Consider the following 19999-nt stretch of genomic DNA (forward strand, 5'->3'; position numbering starts at 1 on the left):
GGGGAGAGAAATATGAAAAGATATATTGCGATAGGCTGTTTGTGTTTGACCATGCTGTTTGCTGCATGTGACAATTATTTGGATATAGTGCCTAAAGGACAGGCCGTGTTGAATTCCACGGATGATTATCTCGGTCTGCTGGAAGAGGTGAGCCCGAATTATGACATGGGAAATCTCTGGTACATGGCGAATGAGATAGGTGGTACTAATATGCCCGCGTTGGAGGCTTACCAGGACCCGCTGTCTGCTATCGGTTTCTTTTGGGATGAAACCAAAAATCGGGCGGATTACATGGAAACGGACGAGTTGTATGACGCGTGTTATAAACGTATCATGCGGTATAACGTGGTTATATCGAATATCGATGATTCGGAGGGCAACGCGGAGGATAAAGTGACGGGGAAGGCGCAGGCGAAAATCATGCGGGCGTATAATTATTTTTTCCTGGTGAACAAGTTTGCCAAGTTCTATGACAAAAATACGGCGGCTACTGACAACGGGATTATTATTCACGAGGAGTTGAACCTGGAAGCGAAGAGCAAACAGCACACGGTGGCTCAGGTGTACGAGGTCATTGAACGTGATATTATGGAGGCATTGCCCGATTTGCCGGAGCGCGCGAAGAATGCTTTCCTGCCGGACAAGTATTTCGGGTATGCCTTGAAAGCCAAGGTGCATTTGTTCAAGAGGGAGATTGACGAGGCGCTGGCAGCCGGGTTGGAGGCGTTGAAATCGGATTATCACAAGTTGTGGGATATGCCCGCTCTGTACGCGGAATTGGTGGCGGAGAATCCTTTGCTTGGCATGATGCCTTCGATGTTTATGACGAGTGTATATAAGAATATTGACGACCCGGAGAATTTATTGTACCAGTTCGGGTTGAATCAATTTGATCCTGTGCCTTCTATGATTCGTAAGCCGTTAGTCGATCTGTATGACAAGTCGAATGATTTGCGTTATGTGATGTGTGTGTCTGGTTCAAAGCCCAAGACGGCGGAAATAGACGCGATGTCGATCATGTGCTCGAAAGTCAATTGGAATTGCGGTGGAATCCGTTTGTCCGAGGTGTATTTAATGGTGGCGGAGTGTTATGCCCGGAAGGATGACAAGACGAACGCGTTGTTCTATTTGGACGAGTTGAGGAAGATGAGATTCTTGCCCGCGGGATACAAGGCTTCGGAGGCTGCGGATGCCAAGGAGGCATTCCGGTTGATTCGGGATGAACGGAAACGGGAGTTGTTGCTTACTTCCAACGGGTTCTTTGATATGCGTCGTTTTTGCGCGGAATTTAACGAAACGTTGACGAAAGAGTACGTGATGAAAAATGCCACCACGGGGGAAACGACGATAAAGACCTATACGTTGAAGCCGAATTCTCCGTTGTTGATATGGCCTTTCCCGAAAAATGCTATGGAAACAAGTGATTTAATTCAAAATACTACTTTATGAGTTGTGGTGTGAAAGTGTTGTTTGTGTTACTGGTTCTGGCTTTTGCCGGAACCAGTTGTCAAAAAGAGGATACCCGGGGAACGAGCGTGACGTTCTCGAAATCGGTAGGCGGGGATATTTATTTCCAGCCGGAGGAGAAGGATGGATACGAGAAGGTGGTGCCGGATTCCTTGGGAAATCTCGTGTTGAAGATTGAGTTGAAGGAACCGGGGTATTACCGGTACGTGAGTACGAAACAGTTTTTTTATTCCGTGTACCTGACTCCCGGTTCGCGAGTGGAGATCGTGGAGAACGAGGACGGGGTGTCGTTTAAAGGTGACCACGCGGCGGAGAATGCTTTTTTGGCGGAGAATCCTTTTGTCGGGGAAGCCGAGGAAGGGGTGGAGAAGTATTCTGCCGAGTGGGTGAGCGCGAATTGGCAGGGATTGGAGCGCATGATAGGTAAGTTGCGGGAGTCCGGGTTGCCGCGGGAGTTTATTCAGTTACAGGAGTTGAAGTATAGGTTCGGGGTTTACAAGCAATTGCTGGAGGGACCGGCATTAATGGCTATGTTTATGAACAGGACCGTGCGGTTGCCGGATGATTATTATGATTTTTTGAAGGATTTGAAGTTTGATGATCCACAGATTACCCGGGTGCCGAAATGGTTTCAAGTGATGGTGGGTGCTTTCGAGCGAATGGAAAAGGAGGGGATGTTGGAGGTGTCGTTGGAGCATTTTATGGAGGTTTACGGGAAACGGATTGAGGACGAGAAGGTGCGTTCCTTGTTCCTGGTGAATTTGTTGGATTTGATGCTGCAAAAGGGGTATTCGGATCAGTTTCCCGCTTATGTGATGAGTGTGCGGCGATTGATAACCGATTCGGTGGCAATTGCCCAATTGCCGAGGATTGAAGCCCGCTACCGGGAGGCACTGGAAGCGAATCAAATGATTGTGCGGGGGATGTCTGCGCCGGAGTTTAAGGCTGTGGACGTGAACGGGAAGGAGTATTCTTCTGCCGATTTTAAAGGGAAAGTGCAGGTGTTGGATTTTTGGTTCACGGGGTGTGTGCCTTGTCGTGCCGAGATGCCTTACATGGAGAAATTGGCGGATGAGTTGGAGGGGCAGCCTATCGTGTTTGTCGCGATGTCTTTGGACTCTGGGAACGAATTGTTAGCGACTTGGAGGCAAATGGTGAAGGATAAGAAGGGGAATGAGTATCATTTGAATGTGCCGGACGGTTTTAAATCGGCTCTGGCGAAGAGTTACCTGATCCGTGGGGTTCCCCGGGTTGTTGTTATTGATAAAGAGGGTAAGATTGTGGATGCTTATGCCAAGCGACCTTCTGACCCGAAATTGAAAATGCAATTGGAACAGTTGATAGAAAGGTTATAAAAAGTTTATAAGGTTCGTGAGGTCGGGCTGGGCGGCATTCATTTGATTTTATGAATTTTATGACCTTATAATTTTATAGGTTAGCGGGTGTGTCAATGACACACCCGCTATTTTATTGAGAATCAAATAAAGATCGTTTAATAATGTGCAAATATATGACTTTTTTTGTTATTTGTAAATGCTTCCGGTTCTATTTTCAAAATTCACAATCAGGTAGTTGTGATTTTGTCGACAAGAGTCGATTGTTACAAGTCGAACGATCATTAAACGATCTTTTTTTGATAGCGTGAGGGAGAGGTGATCGACTACGGTAAATAAGTGTTTTTTGTTTGTTAGTTTATTTGTTAAGTGATTGATATTGTGTAAATTATAAATTTAAATTTAATCGTAAAATTATGAGAAAAGTTCTAGTTGCAATTTTGTGTTTATTCCTCTTGGGGGCTTGTTCCCGGGGAAATGAAGAAGGGCAACCGGAGGTTTCCGGGAGTCGGTTGGCGCTAGGAGTGCGGTCTGTTGATAGTATGATTATCACGGGCATGCTTGCTGCCGTGTGTGAACTTACGGGGGTTCCCGTGGGAGGTAGCTTTGAAATGAACTATTTCGAGGCAGGAGAGGAGATTGTTTACCAGGATTTACAACCGGGTGAGCACACGTTTCTTGTACTGGGGAACGTGATGGAAGAGGATGAATGTGAATTGTTTATTAATTCATATGCGCCCAAAGACATTCAATTTCGTTGGCGAAATGGCGGTCGTTTACCCGAGCTTTTCGGAGGTCTTATTAAGGTTGACGGGGCGAGCGAGAAAATGACCGTGGAGATGTTGCGTTTGGTTGGAGAGTTGAAAGTGAACGTGGTGAACCCGTCGGAGTTTGTTAGGATGGACGTGAGGTTGGATATGCAGTGTTATTATGAGGTAGAACCCATTTTATTGGGTGATTATTCTTTGATGCCGGAAATGTACTCTTCAGATTTGGAGGTGGGTGAAAGTTTTTATTTGTTCCCGACTAAAAAAGCGGTATTCGGGGAAATTATTGCTTGGGACGAGAACTGGAATGAATATAGGTTCGGGTTTGAGGCGAAGAATTGTATACAACGGAATAAGAAGTTGGAATTGAATCTGACTTTGAATAAGGCTACTGCCCAAGCTCGGTCGCTGGAAGCCGTGAATACGGTGATTTGCGAGGAAACGGTTTCGGATTTGTAAATTTAAAAGCAAAAGAGATGAAAAGGATATTATATACGCTTGTTGTATTGGCTGCCGTGTTTTTCACGGGCTGCCGGGAAGATCAGTTGGAAGGCAACGTCCCGGGAAAGGAAGTTGCATTGACTTTTAGCGGCAGGGCTGCCGGTTTGTCAGCAGAGGCGTTGAGCAAGGAGGTCGAAACGTTACATTTGTTGATTTTTAACGAGGACGGCAGTTTCTCGCAACAGAAAGAGTTTGCCGGGTTGGCGGACGTGGCTCCGGTGAAATTGCCTTTGGGAACCTACACGTTTGCTTATCTTTTCAACGTGGGGCGGGAACAGATCAGCGGGTTGTCGGAAGGAGCTTCGTTGGATGATGTTGTTGTTGCGTTACAAACGGATGGAAACGGCGAGGTGGTGATGCCCGGCAGTATTTTTTCCGGCGTGGATAAAATCACGGTGGGAGAGGACAAGGTGAGTGATGCCGCGCTGAACCGTATGGTGGGGCGTCTGGATGTAAACGTGAGTGGGGTGAAAGCCGGCGTGGAGTTACAAAGCGTAACTTTGTTAGGTTCCCCGAAATCCGTGAATTTCAACGGGACTCCCGGGGACACGAAAGCACGGTTGGTGGTACCGATGAGCAAGAACGGAGAATTGATGCAGGGGCAAGCGGTAGCGTTTCCCACGTGTGTCGATTCTTTGGCTCGTTTGGAGTTTGTGGTCGTGAAGAACGGTGTGCCCGAAACACACGTGTCCGAGTTGAAGAATAAGGTAGAAGCGAATAAAATTCACACGATTAACGTGAAAGTGAATGTCACTGGTGATATTTTTGACGTGGAGATCGAGATGAGCGTGGAAGAATGGGGAGGTTCGGAAAGTGAGGATCTTATCGCGAATGAAAAATTCTATGTCGATGGATGGACGGTGAGATTGGCGACGGGAGGCATGTTCGAGGATTTGGATCAAATACAGGAGGTTTCTGTCAGTTTTATGTCTGAAAAAGGTCAGATTTTTGGTATTCGTGGAAGAAAAGGGGATGAATGGGAGAAACTTGAGTTTTTTGGGGATACTCTTGTCCTATCTTCTTTTGGGGGGCAGGAGTGTGGAAATTTCACGGTTCAGAATATTGATGTAGTAGACGCGGAGTGGAACCGTTTGTATGTTTTACCCGCTCCGGTGAAAAATGTAGTGATCGATACCACGGGAATTGTGAATGTGGTTTTGCCCTCAATGCTCGAGGTGGCAGAGAGTGACAAGGCTGCATTGCTGGAGTTGCGGGAGGTGATGAAAGCGGCTGGGGTCGAGTTGTCTAGGAGTTGGAAATCGGATAATATCAATTTGTGGTATGAGGTAGAGTTGAATGCCGAAGGTCGTGTTGTTGGCATCGGTTATTCCGATTTGGATGATTACGAGGATGATTATGGTCGGAGCCGTTCCGCGAAAGTGGCGTCGAAAACCATGTCGAGGACAAGGGCAAGGGCGTCTGCCGTGCAGGCTGTTTGGAGGTTGCCGGAGTCGTTTAAGAATCTGACTGCGTTAAAGTATTTCAATTGTGCAGATCAAGAACCTGATTATGGCGTTTTGGCGGAAATCCCCGCTTTTATAAAAGAGATGTCTAGTTTGGAAGAGTTAGGTGTTCCTGTGAATAGTACCACGTTACCTGAATTGCCTGCCGGGTTAAAATATTTGGACATCAGGAGTACAACATTGAAACAGGTGCCTGCCCATATCGGAGATTTGACTCAATTACAGGTGTTGATTATTTCTGTGCCGGAGGACGTAGATGATGAGGTATATGATAGCGAGTATTTCCCCGCGTACTCATTGGCGAGTGTTTCGTCAATAGAGATGGGCTTCAATAAATTGACAGAGTTGAAAGCTTTGTACCTTGTTGGTGCGGCGAATTGCGAGTTACCGAGTGGAGTATGGGATTTACCGGGCGGTTCCTTGCGTGAGTTGGGGCTTTGTGGTTTTAGCCGAATCCAAGTGCCGGTTTCGGTAAGCAAGTGGAGTGTTCTCGAGGAATTGACATTGATAAATACCACGATGCAATCTGCGGATATAGAGAATATAAAGAATTTGAAATTGAGCGATTTGGATATTAGTTCTCCTGTTTTTGGGCAGAGCGGACTTCCGGCTTGGTTGGGAGGAATGAGTAGCCTGGAGTATTTGATGTTGTATGATTGCGGAATTACTTCTATTCCGGATTCTTTTGACGGTTTGGTGAATTTGCGAGATTTGGATATGCCGCGTAATCCTGATTTGTCCGGGAAGTTGCCTCCCGTGTTGTTGAGGCGGTATAATGCCGGTAATTTGTATGTTTATGCCCCGGAATCTGAGAATTTCCAGCCGGACGGAACGAAATTGAAAGTTACTCCGGAACGTATTCTTGCTGCCTCGGGTGGCGGAGAGTATTTTATAGAGATTGAAACAGAAAACGAATGGCGTTGCAGATTGCCGTATGTTCACGAGGAAGGATTCTTGATGGTGACTTCGGTGGAAGGTACAATTTTATATGGGGATAGCCTTTCTTCGTCTGAAGGGCAGTTGACGGGTAAAGGGAACGCCAAGTTGAAGGTGAAAGTGGAGCCGAATATGTATGGGAGGTGGTCCCGAAATGGCGAGGTCGAGGTGAGCGTGAGCGAGCGTAATGTGGCTCGGGTGTACGTTGAGCAAGAGGAAGAAAAAGAGGAAGTATTCAATGCGAGCATGGATTCGCTTGATGTGGCAAACGGGGAAACTTTCTCGTTTACGATAACTTCAAACACGGAATGGGATGTGTATTGGGAATGCGTGGAAGGCGGTGGAAATGTGGTGGAATTGGATGCTGGGAATTTTGCCGGAAGCGGAAGAATTACTGGACGTCTAGAACTATTAGATAACGAGGAATCTTGCCGAATATTGATGCATTTGAATTCACGATATTCCGGTCGGGAGAAAATAATTACGATAAATGGCTATCGGAAATGATTCGAGTAGTAATCATTAAAATGTGATGTATGAAAAAGTTTATCTATATATTTATGATGTTATCGCTGGCGCTTGGTTTTTGCGGTTGTGGCGGTTCCGGGGGAAGTGATGGACCGGATGAACCGGATGTGCCGGATACCCCGGAAGGAGGACCTGCAAAGGTGGAGTTTGCACTGAAGAGCGGTATTAATAGTTTGGATGATGCCGGTTTGAAGGGGATTATTTCGCACGTGCGGCTGTTCGTGTTCGACCAGTCGGGAAAATTAAAAAACAGTTACAAGTATAATTCCGTGGCGGAAATTAAGAGCGTGGAGATGGACGAGGGGAGTTACACGGTAGCTTTTGTCGGGAATGTGCCCGATGATGCGAATATATCGGGTAACACGGTAGGTACGGCGCTTGCCGATATGAAAATTCAGTTGACACGGAAAGACGGTGCGGCTAATTTTACCCCGCTGGGTGACGTGCTTTTTGCCCAAAATACGTTGACCGTGGGGGGCGAGGACACGAAGGTGGAGCTTACCGTGAAGCGGACGCTCTCGACGACGAAAGTGCAGGTGACCGACTATTCGGGCAAAATCACCGAGGCGGGGGTGCTTGTGCCTAACGTGGGAACGACGCTGGCTTTCGGCGACACGGAATGGAAGGAACCGGGAACCGTGTTCGTGACGATGACGAAAGGTGGCTTGGCTCGTGCGGATAGTGAAGACAAGAATTATTCAGTAACGATGAATATTGCCGTGGTGAATGAAGGTAGCGGTGCCGGGAAGGACAATAATATCCAATGTAATATTATCGCGAGGGACGAGTCGCAAGAGGTGGTTTTGGCTCAAGTGGTGAATGTCGTCGCGGAAACTAAACCGGACACGGAGGTTTCTATGAGCGTGGAGGTGAAAGAGAGTGCTTCCGGCGACGGGCAACTCGAATCGACCGTGAATAAGGTGGAAACGAAAGATGAAACCGGGAAGACGGAGGAATTGCCGAAGGATAAGGTTGAAGTCAAGGAAACCGATGTGACGATCGAGGTGTTCCCGGGGGATTGGCAAACGGGGAATACCGAGGACGTGGAGATCGGTGAGCGGGAAGATTTTGTCCGACCAGGCGGAATGGAAAGTAATTGGGATGATGGAAATAAGGAGGAAATCGTGATAGGGGACTAGAGGGTGTTTATCGTGGAATGTGGGTGTGCCAAAACACACCCACTTTTTTTTACCCGTTCAAATCGAATTTTACCCGGTTCACGATAGAGCGTCCCAACGTGAGTTCATCGGTGTACTCGAGGTCGTTGCCGACGGCGATGCCTTTGGCTAGGGTGCTGACCAGTAGTTCGTCCCGGCGGGGAAGTTTTTTGAAGATATAATATCCCGTGGTGTCGCCTTCGATGGTGGCACGGAGGGCAAAGATGATTTCTTTCACGTCAGAATGGGCAACCCTTTCCAACAGGCTTGTGATATGCAGGTCGGAAGGTCCGATGCCGTCCATGGGCGAGATGATGCCCCCGAGGACGTGGTAAAGCCCGCGGTACTGCCCCGTGGCTTCAAGGGACATGATGTCTTTGATGTTTTCCACGACACAGATGGTGTGGGCGTCCCGTTTGGGATCGGAGCAAAGTTCGCAAATATCTTCGTCCGAGATGTTGTGGCATTGCCGGCATTCCCGGATGGATTCTTTTAGGGCAGTAATGCTGTCGGTGAATTGCTTCACGTCTTCCGGGCTTTGCCGGAGCATATGCAACACGTAGCGTAAGGCTGTTTTACGCCCTATCCCCGGGAGGGAGGCAAATTGTTCAACCGCTTTTTCCAGTAGTTTGGACGATAAAGATTGCATTTTTACTCCTCTTCTTTGAATTTTAAGTCACGGATCATCATTTGTATATCGCTCCTGCCCATGAATTCGTTTTCTTGCAGGGTGTAGCATATATCGAAATATTCTCCTTTGCTGATACGGGAGAAATCTTCACCCATACCGAAGGCGATGCCGCTCCGGTCGTTGCATAGGCGTGTGTCATCGACTACTACCAGTTTGAGGTGTTCGTTATTTTTGCCCACTTGCTTCGAACCCATGAAATTGGTCACGTTATCGGTCATGAATACCGGAATTGTGTTGTTCGGACCGAACGGGGCGAACTTCTGAATCATGGCGTAGAGGTCTGCCGTGATGTCGTTCAACTTGATTTGGACGTCAATATTGATTTGAGGGGTCAGCATCTCTTCCGTGATCGTTTCACTCACGATGCGTTGGAATTTAGCCTTGAAAGGTTCGATGTTTTCCAGTTTCAAAGTCAGACCTGCCGCATATTTGTGGCCCCCGTAATTCTCAAGGAACTCGCTACATTGGGAAATGGCGTAATACAAGTCAAATCCTTCCACGGAACGGGCGGAACCGGTAGCCAAGCCATTCGATTCTGTCAAGATTACCGTGGGGCGATAATAGTATTCTGTTAGTCGCGAAGCCACGATCCCGATGACGCCCTTGTGCCAGTTCGGGTTGTAGAGTACGGTCGCTTTTTGGGTTTGATCGTAGTGTGATTGGTTGATATATTCTAAGGCTTCCTCGGTAATGTCGTGATCGAGTTTTTTGCGTTGGTCGTTAAAATTGTTGATACTTCCCGCTACTTCCGCGGCCTTTTTTATATCATCGGCAATCAGGAGTTCTACGGATTTGTTTCCGGATTCAACCCGACCAGCCGCATTGATCTTTGGTCCGATGCGGAATACGATATCGTTGATGGTTAAATTTTTATCGATACCGGAGAACTTTAATATTGTTTTCAGTCCCAAGCTGGGATTTTGGTTCAATTGTAATAGCCCGAAATGGGCAAGGATGCGATTCTCGCCCGTGATGGGCACGATATCGCTGGCTATGCTGACACAAACCAGGTCGAGCAGCTTGTACAAGTCGGACATCGGGAGGTTGTGCCGCAGGCTGTATGCCTGTGCCAATTTGAAGCTGACCCCGCACCCGCTTAACCAGCGGTAGGGATAATTACAATCTTTCCGTTGCGGATCGAGTACTGCCACGGCTTCGGGAAGTTCATCCCCCGGCGTGTGGTGGTCGCAGATGATGACATCCACGCCTTTTGATTTGGCGTAACGTACTTTTTCCACGGCTTTTACCCCGCAGTCGGTGACAATCATGAGTGATATCCCGTTTGCAGCCGCGTAATCGATAGCCCGTATGGAAACCCCGTATCCTTCCGTGTAACGATCCGGGATATAATATTCCGGATTCTCGCACTTGTTCTTGAGATATTTGTAAAGTAAGGAAACGGCAGTCGTTCCGTCCACGTCATAATCGCCATAGATCATGACTTTTTCCTCGTTGCCGATCGCTTTTTCCAACCGGGTGACTGCTTTGTCCATATCCTTCATCAGGAACGGATCGTGTAACATATTGAGGGTAGGATTGAAGAAAGCATGAGCCTCTTCTGCAGTATTCACTCCCCGTTGAAGTAACAGGTTTGCAATGACATAACTGCAATTCAAGTCTTTAGCTAATGTGTCAATTTTTGCCCACTCGGGTGGGGTGTTGATAACCCATCTTTTCTTCATTATTGCTTTCTCCTATTCTGCTACAAAGAAGCAGAATTTCCTCGGGATTTCAAAAGAAACAAGATTATATTTTTTAACAGCTTTCCGGTGTGTTAATCTATGCGTTTGTGTTTCAGTTTTATAACGGGGAAGCTAAAAATGAAAAGTGATTTTTTAACAACAAGGAGGAAAGATGTGAATATTGGGAGGTGTTGCATTTTTCCTTTCTTTATTGTGCTTTATTTATTATCTTTGCGCATTAATTTTTGAAGTAAAATAACCTTTTAAAGCATATAAGAATGAGTCTTGCAGAATTAAGCGAACAGGAAATTATTCGCCGGAACTCTTTGAACGAGTTGAAAAATTTGGGAATCAATGCCTATCCGGCACCGGAATTTAAAGTAACTCACTTTTCTAAAGAGATTCTTGATAAATTTGAGAAATCACCGGAAGAATTACAAGAGGTTGTGATTGCCGGGCGAATGATGAGTAGACGCATCATGGGCAAGGCTTCATTTTTTGAATTACAAGATGCCGAAGGTAGGATTCAGGTCTACGTGAGTCGGGATGATGTGAGTCGGGATGAAGCTTGCACGATGTATAACACGGTGTTCAAAAAATTGATGGATATCGGGGATATCGTAGGAGTGAAAGGATTTGTATTCCGCACGAATATGGGTGAGATTTCCGTGCATGCGAAAGAATTGGTCATGTTGTCGAAGTCATTGCGTCCTCTGCCGATCGTGAAAGAGAAAGACGGTAAAGTGTTTGATGCTTTTACAGATCCCGAGTTGCGCTATCGCCAACGTTACCTGGATTTGATCGTGAATCCGCAGGTGAAAGATGTTTTTATCAAGCGGTCGAAAATGATTAACGCTATCCGGCAGTTCTACACGGAAATGGGATGCCTGGAAGTGGAAACCCCCGTGTTGCAAGCGATACCGGGAGGTGCTTCGGCACGTCCTTTCATCACGCACCACAACGCGTTGGATATACCGTTCTATTTGAGAATTGCCAACGAGTTGTACTTGAAACGTCTGATCGTGGGGGGATTTAACGGGGTGTTCGAGTTTTCCCGTAACTTCCGTAACGAGGGTATGGACAGGACGCATAACCCGGAATTTACCTGTATGGAGGTGTATGTGCCTTACAAGGATTACTTGTGGATGATGGACTCCACGGAGCGAATGATCGAGGCTGCCGCTATTGCCGTGAACGGAACGACGAAGGCAACCTTCGGGGAGAACGAGGTGGATTTCAAGCCTCCGTTCAAGCGAGTGAAAATGTCCGAGGCTATCATGGAATATACCGGGTTTGATATTACCGGAAAGAGTGAAGACGAGATTCGGGAATTCTGCTTGTCTATTGGTTTGAAGGTGGACGAGACGATGGGAAAAGGAAAATTGATCGACGAGATATTCGGGGAGAAGTGCGAAGCACATTATATCCAACCGACATTTATTTATGACTACCCGGTGGAGATGTCCCCGTTGACCAAAATGCACCGTAACGATCCGGGATTGACGGAACGTTTCGAGTTGTTCGTGAACGGGAAAGAGGTGGCTAATGCCTACTCGGAATTGAATGACCCGATCGATCAGTTGAACCGGTTCAAAGACCAGCTGGCTCTTCAGGAAAGAGGGGATGACGAGGCGATGTTTATTGACTACGATTTCGTGCGCGCGTTGGAATACGGAATGCCGCCGACCTCCGGAATGGGTATCGGTATCGACCGTTTGTGTATGTTCCTGACGAATAGTCTTTCTATTCAGGATGTGTTGTTATTCCCGCAGATGAAACCGGAGAAGGTAGTCGTGAACGACCCGGACGAGAAGTTCGTGGAGTTGGGTATCCCCGCCGAGTGGGTGGACGTGGTGCGTAAAGCCGGATTCCAAACCGTGGAGGCGTTGAAAGCCGTGGAGAATCCGAATAAATTGCATCAAGAATTAAGCGGGTTGAACAAAAAAATGAAACTCGGTTTAAAGACTTTATCACAAGACGAAGTAAAGAATTGGTTTAATCATGGAAATTGAGAATAAACCACGGATTGGTGTCGTGGGCGGAGGTAGCTGGGCTACCGCGATCGCAAAAATGCTGACAGAGAATAACGGGCATATCAATTGGTTCATGCGAAATATCGAATCAATTAAAGCCTTTAAAGTATTAAAGCACAATCCGAGGTACTTGTGCGAGGTGGAGTTCGATTTGGATCGAATCTCTTTCACGGACGATTTGGACAAGCTGGTGATGAATTCCGACGTGATCGTGTTTGCTATTCCGAGTGCTTTCGTGAAGAATGTCGTGACTTCCAGGCTACACGTCCCCTTGAAAGACAAAGTGATCGTGTCTGCGATTAAAGGACTGATCCCGGAAGAGAATCTGACCATAGGGGAGTTTCTTCACAAGCAATACGAGGTGCCGCTGGAACAGATTGTGATTATTTCCGGACCTTGTCACTCGGAAGAAATAGCCTTGGAACGTTTGTCTTATCTCACGTTTGCCAGCCAGAATCTACGGGTTGCCCGGTCGGTAGCTCAATTATTCGAGTGTTTTTACGTGAAGACGACTATTTCTGATGATATTTACGGGACGGAATACGGTGCCGTGTTGAAAAACGTGTTCGCTATCGCGTCGGGTATTTGCCACGGCTTGCGTTACGGGGATAACTTTCAGGCGGTATTGATTTCTAACGCTATTCAGGAGATGGAGCGGTTCGTGAACACGGTGCATCCGATGCAACGGGATATTAAGTTTTCCGCTTATCTCGGCGATTTACTCGTGACTTCCTATTCGCAGTTCAGCCGGAATCGTACCTTTGGAACGATGATCGGGAAAGGATATTCCGTGAAGTCCGCGCAAATGGAGATGTTGATGATTGCCGAGGGGTATTTCGGGGTGAAAGGCATTCACGAGATAAACGAGCAATTCAACGTGCATATGCCAATCACGAATGCCGTGTATAACATCCTGTACGAGCGAATCAGTCCCACGGTGGAGATTCGTTTGTTGACAGACGAACTGAGATAATTTTCAATTGTTATGAGGTTTTGGAAGTGTGTGCGAAAGGCAGTACCTGTGGCGATGAAGACGTCGATATGGTTTTTGAAAATCATGTTGCCGGTTTCTCTTTTCGTGACATTGCTTTCGTATTTTGATATTCTGCCTTATATATCTTCTTTTGCGGCACCTTTGTTCACGTTGATCGGTTTACCGGGGGACGCTGCATTGGTTTTTGTAACCAGTATATTTACCAATATATACACGGTGATCGCGTTGCTTGCCACGTTGGATTTTTCCGTGAGGGAAAGCCTGATTATGGCGACGATGTGCTTGATTTCGCATAATTTCATCGTGGAAACTTTGGTCTTGCAGAAGACCGGGTCGTCGGCACGGGGAATGATATTCTTGCGTGTTGCCGGAAGTTTCGTGGCGGCTATCGTGTTGAATTGGATATTGCCAGAGATGAGCGGTAAGGTGCTGTCGGAAACGGCGGTCGCGATGAACTTGAGTGAAACTCTTGTCCATTGGTTAGAGAGTAGTTTATTGTTGTGCGTGAAGATTGTGCTGGTGATTACCGGGTTGATGATATTGCAGCGGGTGCTGGAAGAATTCGGGGTGTTGAAGATTCTTTCCTCGATGTTATCACCGTTGATGCGGGTGTTCGGGTTGAACCCGGATGTGGCTTTCCTGTGGCTCGTGGGCAACACGGTTGGATTAGCTTACGGTTCAGCGATCATGTTGGAATGTGCGAAGGAAGGAAAGCTGGCACATCAGGAAGCAGATTTGTTAAATCATCATTTGGCAATTTCCCATTCGCAACTGGAAGATCCCTTGTTGTTTATGGTGATGGGATTGCCTGTCGGTTGGTTGATACTTCCCCGGATCGTGTTAGCAATGATTGTGGTGTGGATTCGACGGGGAATTTATAGTTTGCGGGCGCATGTGCATCCGCCTGTTAAGGTAGAAAATGTAAGTCTATAAATATATGAAGTACACTATTGAAGAGGTATTGAACGAGAAGCAAGCAAAAGAATTTTTGATTCTGCCGGTATCCTTGTATAAGGATGACAAGAATTGGGTACGACCTTTAGATAATGATATAACGAAAGTGTTTGATAAAGAGAAGAATCCTTTCTTTAAGCATGGAGAATGCACCCGCTGGCTGCTTCGGGACGAAAGTGGAAAATGCGTGGGGCGAGTAGCATCGTTTATTGACCGGGATGCTTGTCATTTAGATACTTATTCCGTGGGAGGCATGGGCTTCTTTGAATGTATCAACGATCAGGAGGCTGCTTTTATGCTGTTCGACCGTTGTCGCACGTGGTTGGAGGAAAGAGGTATGGAGTCAATGGAAGGACCCGAGAATTTCGGGGAGCGCAACGAATGGTGGGGGCTATTGGTGGATGGATTCAAACCTCCCGTGTTTCAAATGCCGTACACGCACCCGTATTACGTGTCTTTCTTCGAGAATTACGGGTTCCGTGATTATTTCAAGCAATATATTTATCGCACGCCGATGGTGAAAGAGAGTCTTTCCGAGGTGGTAATCTGGAAATCCGAAAGGTTGTTGAAAAATGGGGATTACCGGATTACATCCTACCGGGAGATGACGCCGGAGCAAGCGAAATCTTCTTTTCTCACTATTTATAACAAGGCGTGGAATTTAGATGTGCACGGGGTGGCAGGTATGGAGAAAGAGCAGGTAGATGTGTTGTTTAAAACATTGAAACCCGTGTTGGATCCTGACTTGCTTTATTTCGCTTATTATAAGGGTGAACCGATAGGATTCTTTATCACGATTCCCGAATTAAACTATATCGTGAAGCACGTGAATGGGAAAATTAGCGGTTGGGGGATTTTGAAATTCTTGTATTATCGCTATCTTAAACCGGGACGTGTTGCCTTGGGATTGATATTTGGAGTTGCTGCGGAATACCAGGGACGAGGGGTGGAGGCTGCCATGATCTATGCTTTCTGTAAAAGAATGATCGAGGATAAAAAGAGATATGATTGGTTGGAATTGAGCTGGGTAGGTGATTTCAACCCTCAGATGATGCATTTGATGCATTATATCGGGGCGAAACAATCACAAACGTATATCACGTATCGGAAATTGTTCCGGGATGATATAGAATTTCATCGTTCAATAGATAAAAAGAAATCGATTTCGTGATTCGTGGTAGCTGGCAATCTTCAATCATCCAATCTAAAATCTAAAATTAATATGTCTTGGTTAGGAAGTTTATTTTTCGGGCAAGGGGTTGCACATTCCGTGTTGATGTTCGCAATCGTTATCGCTTTGGGAATCGTACTAGGTAAGGTAAAAATCTGGGGAATTTCATTGGGAATTACCTGGATTCTTTTTGTTGGTATTATATGCAGTCATTTCGGGATGCAGGTGGACGGGCATATTCTGCATTTCATGCAAGAATTCGGGTTGATCCTGTTCGTGTATTCGGTCGGGTTGCAAGTCGGTCCGGGATTCTTTTCTTCTTTCAGGAAGGGAGGGATGACTTTAAATATGTTGGCGATGGGGATTGTGTTGCTCGGGGTGGTAACTACTTATGTTATTCACGTGGTAACCGGATTGCCGATCACGACAATGGTAGGTGTTTTGTCCGGGGCTGTAACCAATACACCGGGATTGGGTGCCGCGCAACAAGCTTATATGGATGCGTCCGGCGTGGAAGATCCCACGATCGCTTTGGGATATGCCGTCGCGTATCCCTTGGGAGTGGTCGGAATCATTGGTTCAATTATGTTGATGCGTGTTATTTTCCGGGTGAAAATGGAGAATGAAAATGAAGCCCTCGAACGGGAAGATGGAGATAAAGGGAGCGGAGCGCAACAATTTTCCGTGCGGGTGACGAATCCGGCATTGTTTGGTAAGGATTTGATGGAAGTGACCCGTTTGATTAACCGGAAGTTCGTGTTTTCCCGTGTTTGCCACGAGAATGACCGGATTGAGATTGGTTCTTCTGAAACTTGTTTACAAGCGGGGGATAAGTTGCTTGTCGTGGCGGCTTTGCAAGATATTGATGCGATTACTGCTTTTTTGGGCGAACGGGTTGAGGTCGAGTGGGAGAAACTGGATAAACAGCTCGTGTCCAGAAGAATTTCGATTACAAAAGCCGAGGTGAACGGAAAGATGCTCGGGGATATGAGGTTAAGGAATTGCTTCGGGGTGAACGTGACACGGGTGAACCGCGCGGGGGTGGATTTGGTGGCAAGACCTAACCTGCAATTACAGATCGGTGACCGTTTGACCGTGGTAGGACCGGAAGCCGCTGTCGCTAATGTTTCCAAAGTATTGGGAAATTCTTTGCGGCGCTTGCGGGAACCGAACCTTGTGCCGATTTTCTTGGGTATATTCCTGGGTATTGTGTTAGGAAGTATTCCGTTTACGTTCCCCGGAATTCCGCAACCCGTGAAGTTGGGATTAGCGGGAGGTCCTTTGATTGTATCCATCTTGGTTAGCCGTTTCGGACCCCAGTATGGGCTGGTGACTTATACCACGATGAGTGCAAATTTGATGCTGCGTGAAGTGGGAATCGCTTTATTCCTCGCCAGTGTGGGGTTGCGTGCGGGAGAAGGTTTTGTGGAAACGATAATCAATCAAGGCGGTTACGCATGGATCGGTTATGGTTTTATTATCACGATCGTTCCTTTGATTATCATGGGAATCGTGGCTCGGGGAATATACAAGATCAACTATTTTACTTTGACGGGATTGATAGCCGGAAGCATGACAGATCCACCCGCCTTGGCGTACTCTAACGGGATTGCGGGGAATGATGCGCCTTCGGTAAGTTATGCCACGGTGTACCCGCTCACGATGTTTTTGCGGGTGTTGACGGCACAGTTGTTAATTTTACTGTTCGCTTAGGATTCCGCCTCCAATAACCCTGTCGCCCCGGTAGAATGCCACAGGTTGTCCCGGGGCAACAGCCCATGCCGGTTCGGCTAGGCGCACGAGAAGTAAGTTGCTCGGGTGTGTGAAAATTTGAGCGTAGCCTTGCGGGTTTAGTCCCAGTCCGCGTACTTTTACTTCAATGTCTGTCGCGAGAATCTCTTGAGGGTCTATGAGATGGATGTTTTTCACGAGAAGTTCCGTGCGGTAGAGAGAGGATTTATCGCACACGATAATTTGATTGTTACGGGCATCGATTTTCGCTACATATTGCGTTTTTCCATTTTTTAAAGGGATGCCTCTTTTCTGTCCTATTGTGTAATTCCCAATGCCATCGTGTTCGCCAATCATGTTACCCATTTCGTCCATGATCTTTCCCGTTTGGAAACAGGATGCCGTGTCGGGTTGCTGGGCGATGAAATCCCGATAATCCCCGCCTTCAAGGAAACAGATACTCATGCTTTCCCGTTTGGTGGCTAACCGGGTGTAGCCATGTTGTCCGGCGATTTCTTTTACCTGTGCTTTTGTGTAATCACCCAGCGGGGTAATCGTACGGGCGAGAATCTCTTCCCGGATACCCCATAGAAAGTAGGATTGGTCTTTGTTCGGGTCGATGCCTTTATGTACGTAATAATGCTGGTTGTAGGATAATATTCGGATATAATGCCCTGTTGCGATATGATGTACTTTTAAATCATCTGCAAGTACGCGTAACAGATGCCATTTTACAAAGCTGTTGCAGATGGCACAAGGGTTGGGGGTGACTCCGGAAAGATAACCTTTAACGAATGGGTCTACAACCTGACGGGCGAAAAGAGCCCTGCCGTCGACCCGGAGTAATTCTATCCCGGTAGCGTGGCAAAGATTATCCAATTCGTTTTCTTGTGCCAAGGATGCCGGGGAATCCCATAGCCTGAGATTGACGCCAATTACTTCAAACCCTTGTTCTTGTAGCAGGAGAGCTGTCACGAAGCTGTCTACCCCTCCGCTAAGACCTACCACAATTTTTGTCATATTGCTTATTTTGGGAAACAAAAATAAGCATTAATTTGCCCTCCCTGTTGTTTTTCTCGATAAAATTCCCTTATTTTGCAGCACGAAAAACGGGAGTGGCTCAGTTGGTAGAGCATCGGTCTCCAAAACCGAGGGTCGGGAGTTCGAACCTCTCCTCCCGTGCAGATAGGGCTGTGTCGAAACACAGCCCTTAGTTCATAAGGTCTATAAAGTTCGTAAAGTTTATAAGGTTCATGGGGGCGTGCTAATATAACACTTGGTGGTTTTATAATCCCTTTGTTATTACGGAAAGTCCGAAGAAACCTTTCTGCAAAGCCAGTACCTTTGTTTTTCCTACCGAGGTTTTGTTGTAAGTCGAGAGGGATACGTGCAAGTTTTTTTTCATCCCGTCGGCGAAAACCACGTCCAGGTAATATTCTTTCCGTGTCCCGTCTGCCACGTACCTGCCTCTGCCTACCCGCCGTGTTTTCTGGCGTGTTTTTTGGTATTTATTCTGCACGACTACTTCCTCTTTTTTCTCGGATGCCGGGTCAGCCCAGTAATAGTTGCCCGCGAGGAGCGAGGCATAGCTTAAAGCTCCCACGCAAATCACGTGACAAAGCAAATTGAGAATTTTATCTTCTCCCGCTGTCAACCATGTCCACATTTTATAGAAGGGTGTAGAGAGAACGGCGATCATCAAAGATATTAGTATGGGCGTAAACCAATTGACCAACGTGTGTTCATTAAAGAGGTAGCCGATTGTGCACAAGATAATAACGACACCAAGCACCAGTACGCGAAGCACTTTCATAAATGTAGATTTCATAATATAGCGGCATTAAGTGTTACAAATATAGCGATTTCTTTTTTTTAATGTTATTTTCGCGTTGGTTAGTAGTATGGAAAGGATATGATAAAATTGGTGATTTTTGATCTGGATGGGACGTTATTGAATTCGCTGGAAGATTTGGCGGCAAGTACGAATTATGCATTACGCCGGCACGGGTACCCGGAACACGAGTTGCCTGCCTATCGCTATTTCGTGGGGAACGGGATTGATAAATTGCTTGAACGGGCTTTGCCGGAAACTGCCCGGACTCCGGAAAATGTGATGAAGATTAAGGAGGATTTCGTGGCGTATTATGCCGTGCATAAAGCGGATTTCACGGCTCCTTATGCCGGGATTCCCGAGTTGCTGGGGGAATTGAAACGACAAGGTATTTTATTAGCCGTGGCATCCAATAAATATCATGAAGCAACCATAGCCCTTATCCCCGCATATTTTGGAGAAGGACTTTTCGATTTCGTGTTCGGGCAACGGGAGGGAGTGCCTATCAAGCCCGATCCGACGATTGTCTATGATATTATAAAAGCGGCAGACGTCCGGAAAGAGGAAGTGCTTTACGTGGGTGATTCCGGGGTGGATATGCAGACAGCCGTGAATAGTGGTGTGACTTCTGTCGGTGTGACTTGGGGCTTCCGGGATCGCAAGGAATTGCTGGCAAATGGGGCTTGCCATATCGCGGAATCTCCATTAGATATACTGGCAATATTGAATGAAATATAAAAATATATGCTAATTTTGCAC

15 protein-coding genes and 1 tRNA gene are annotated in these 19999 nt (G+C 46.8%); 12 read left to right on the forward strand and 4 right to left on the reverse strand.

Annotation, left to right across the window (positions count from 1 at the left end; genetic code table 11):
• The first annotated feature begins 12 nt into the window (after positions 1 to 12).
• The 5 genes from A3CY_RS0113270 to A3CY_RS0113290 all read left to right on the forward strand — a co-directional run bounded on the left by A3CY_RS0113270 (position 13) and on the right by A3CY_RS0113290 (position 8135).
• Positions 13 to 1449 carry a RagB/SusD family nutrient uptake outer membrane protein gene (locus tag A3CY_RS0113270; protein WP_026207647.1) on the forward strand — a complete coding sequence of 479 codons (1437 nt, stop codon included), beginning with the start codon at positions 13 to 15 and terminating at the stop codon, positions 1447 to 1449.
• A complete protein-coding gene (locus tag A3CY_RS21065) occupies positions 1446 to 2822 on the forward strand; it encodes a TlpA family protein disulfide reductase (RefSeq protein WP_018338415.1) in 1377 nt (458 codons plus the stop codon). The genes A3CY_RS0113270 and A3CY_RS21065 overlap by 4 nt, the downstream gene beginning before the upstream one ends.
• A 395-nt stretch (positions 2823 to 3217) precedes the next feature.
• Positions 3218 to 4027, forward strand: a complete 810-nt coding sequence (locus A3CY_RS0113280) for a hypothetical protein (protein ID WP_018338416.1) — start codon at positions 3218 to 3220, stop codon at positions 4025 to 4027.
• Between the two features lie 17 nt (positions 4028 to 4044).
• The gene (locus A3CY_RS0113285; RefSeq protein WP_155828328.1) at positions 4045 to 6975 is read left to right on the forward strand and encodes a FimB/Mfa2 family fimbrial subunit; all 2931 of its coding nucleotides are present in this window, start codon (positions 4045 to 4047) and stop codon (positions 6973 to 6975) included.
• Positions 6976 to 7004: 29 nt separating this feature from the next.
• Positions 7005 to 8135: a FimB/Mfa2 family fimbrial subunit gene (locus A3CY_RS0113290; RefSeq protein ID WP_018338418.1), complete on the forward strand. Its 1131-nt coding sequence runs from the start codon at positions 7005 to 7007 to the stop codon at positions 8133 to 8135.
• Positions 8136 to 8184: 49 nt separating this feature from the next.
• Here A3CY_RS0113290 and recR read toward each other — a convergent pair whose 3' ends face one another.
• Positions 8185 to 8802 (reverse strand): recombination mediator RecR, encoded by a 618-nt coding sequence (recR, locus tag A3CY_RS0113295; RefSeq protein WP_018338419.1) that lies wholly within the window; start codon positions 8800 to 8802, stop codon positions 8185 to 8187.
• Between the two features lie 2 nt (positions 8803 to 8804).
• Complete coding sequence (recJ, locus tag A3CY_RS0113300) at positions 8805 to 10526, reverse strand: single-stranded-DNA-specific exonuclease RecJ (protein ID WP_018338420.1); 1722 nt, start codon at positions 10524 to 10526, stop codon at positions 8805 to 8807.
• Positions 10527 to 10804: 278 nt separating this feature from the next.
• On the opposite strand from recJ, the gene lysS reads away from it, so the two are divergent.
• The 5 genes from lysS to A3CY_RS0113325 are packed head-to-tail and all read left to right on the forward strand — an operon-like array spanning position 10805 to position 17391.
• Positions 10805 to 12538, forward strand: coding sequence for a lysine--tRNA ligase (gene lysS / locus A3CY_RS0113305; RefSeq protein ID WP_018338421.1), 1734 nt, complete (start codon positions 10805 to 10807; stop codon positions 12536 to 12538).
• Positions 12528 to 13532: an NAD(P)H-dependent glycerol-3-phosphate dehydrogenase gene (locus A3CY_RS0113310; RefSeq protein WP_018338422.1), complete on the forward strand. Its 1005-nt coding sequence runs from the start codon at positions 12528 to 12530 to the stop codon at positions 13530 to 13532. Before lysS ends, A3CY_RS0113310 begins: the two co-directional genes overlap by 11 nt.
• 12 nt (positions 13533 to 13544) lie before the next feature.
• Positions 13545 to 14486, forward strand: a complete 942-nt coding sequence (locus tag A3CY_RS0113315) for a nucleoside recognition domain-containing protein (protein WP_040371786.1) — start codon at positions 13545 to 13547, stop codon at positions 14484 to 14486.
• A 4-nt stretch (positions 14487 to 14490) separates the two neighbouring features.
• On the forward strand, positions 14491 to 15678 hold the full coding sequence (locus A3CY_RS0113320; protein ID WP_018338424.1) for a hypothetical protein: 1188 nt from the start codon (positions 14491 to 14493) through the stop codon (positions 15676 to 15678).
• A 51-nt stretch (positions 15679 to 15729) separates the two neighbouring features.
• Positions 15730 to 17391 (forward strand): putative transporter, encoded by a 1662-nt coding sequence (locus A3CY_RS0113325; protein ID WP_018338425.1) that lies wholly within the window; start codon positions 15730 to 15732, stop codon positions 17389 to 17391.
• Here the strand turns inward: A3CY_RS0113325 and mnmA are convergent.
• A complete protein-coding gene (gene mnmA / locus A3CY_RS0113330; RefSeq protein ID WP_026207649.1) occupies positions 17377 to 18429 on the reverse strand; it encodes a tRNA 2-thiouridine(34) synthase MnmA in 1053 nt (350 codons plus the stop codon). The two genes, A3CY_RS0113325 and mnmA, sit on opposite strands and share 15 nt — an antisense overlap.
• An 89-nt stretch (positions 18430 to 18518) precedes the next feature.
• Here mnmA and A3CY_RS0113335 point away from each other — a divergent pair.
• Positions 18519 to 18591: transfer RNA gene (locus tag A3CY_RS0113335), tRNA-Trp, on the forward strand.
• A 103-nt stretch (positions 18592 to 18694) separates the two neighbouring features.
• Here A3CY_RS0113335 and A3CY_RS0113340 read toward each other — a convergent pair.
• Positions 18695 to 19237: a hypothetical protein gene (locus tag A3CY_RS0113340; protein WP_026207650.1), complete on the reverse strand. Its 543-nt coding sequence runs from the start codon at positions 19235 to 19237 to the stop codon at positions 18695 to 18697.
• A gap of 84 nt (positions 19238 to 19321) precedes the next feature.
• On the opposite strand from A3CY_RS0113340, the gene A3CY_RS0113345 reads away from it, so the two are divergent.
• Positions 19322 to 19978 (forward strand): HAD family hydrolase, encoded by a 657-nt coding sequence (locus A3CY_RS0113345; RefSeq protein WP_018338428.1) that lies wholly within the window; start codon positions 19322 to 19324, stop codon positions 19976 to 19978.
• Positions 19979 to 19999: the final 21 nt, after the last annotated feature.

This window comes from Butyricimonas synergistica DSM 23225 (assembly GCF_000379665.1).
Classification (GTDB): domain Bacteria; phylum Bacteroidota; class Bacteroidia; order Bacteroidales; family Marinifilaceae; genus Butyricimonas; species Butyricimonas synergistica.

What these genes read in the sequence shown, in the direction of transcription:
- A3CY_RS0113270 (WP_026207647.1), top strand. Translation starts at nt 13, where the DNA reads ATGAAAAGATATATTGCGATAGGCTGTTTGTGTTTGACCATGCTGTTT.
- A3CY_RS0113280 (WP_018338416.1), top strand. Translation starts at nt 3,218, where the DNA reads ATGAGAAAAGTTCTAGTTGCAATTTTGTGTTTATTCCTCTTGGGGGCT.
- A3CY_RS0113340 (WP_026207650.1), bottom strand. Translation starts at nt 19,237, where the DNA reads ATGAAATCTACATTTATGAAAGTGCTTCGCGTACTGGTGCTTGGTGTC.
- recJ (WP_018338420.1), bottom strand. Translation starts at nt 10,526, where the DNA reads ATGAAGAAAAGATGGGTTATCAACACCCCACCCGAGTGGGCAAAAATT.
- recR (WP_018338419.1), bottom strand. Translation starts at nt 8,802, where the DNA reads ATGCAATCTTTATCGTCCAAACTACTGGAAAAAGCGGTTGAACAATTT.
- A3CY_RS0113325 (WP_018338425.1), top strand. Translation starts at nt 15,730, where the DNA reads ATGTCTTGGTTAGGAAGTTTATTTTTCGGGCAAGGGGTTGCACATTCC.
- A3CY_RS0113315 (WP_040371786.1), top strand. Translation starts at nt 13,545, where the DNA reads ATGAGGTTTTGGAAGTGTGTGCGAAAGGCAGTACCTGTGGCGATGAAG.
- A3CY_RS0113290 (WP_018338418.1), top strand. Translation starts at nt 7,005, where the DNA reads ATGAAAAAGTTTATCTATATATTTATGATGTTATCGCTGGCGCTTGGT.
- A3CY_RS21065 (WP_018338415.1), top strand. Translation starts at nt 1,446, where the DNA reads ATGAGTTGTGGTGTGAAAGTGTTGTTTGTGTTACTGGTTCTGGCTTTT.
- A3CY_RS0113345 (WP_018338428.1), top strand. Translation starts at nt 19,322, where the DNA reads ATGATAAAATTGGTGATTTTTGATCTGGATGGGACGTTATTGAATTCG.
- lysS (WP_018338421.1), top strand. Translation starts at nt 10,805, where the DNA reads ATGAGTCTTGCAGAATTAAGCGAACAGGAAATTATTCGCCGGAACTCT.
- mnmA (WP_026207649.1), bottom strand. Translation starts at nt 18,429, where the DNA reads ATGACAAAAATTGTGGTAGGTCTTAGCGGAGGGGTAGACAGCTTCGTG.
- A3CY_RS0113285 (WP_155828328.1), top strand. Translation starts at nt 4,045, where the DNA reads ATGAAAAGGATATTATATACGCTTGTTGTATTGGCTGCCGTGTTTTTC.
- A3CY_RS0113310 (WP_018338422.1), top strand. Translation starts at nt 12,528, where the DNA reads ATGGAAATTGAGAATAAACCACGGATTGGTGTCGTGGGCGGAGGTAGC.
- A3CY_RS0113320 (WP_018338424.1), top strand. Translation starts at nt 14,491, where the DNA reads ATGAAGTACACTATTGAAGAGGTATTGAACGAGAAGCAAGCAAAAGAA.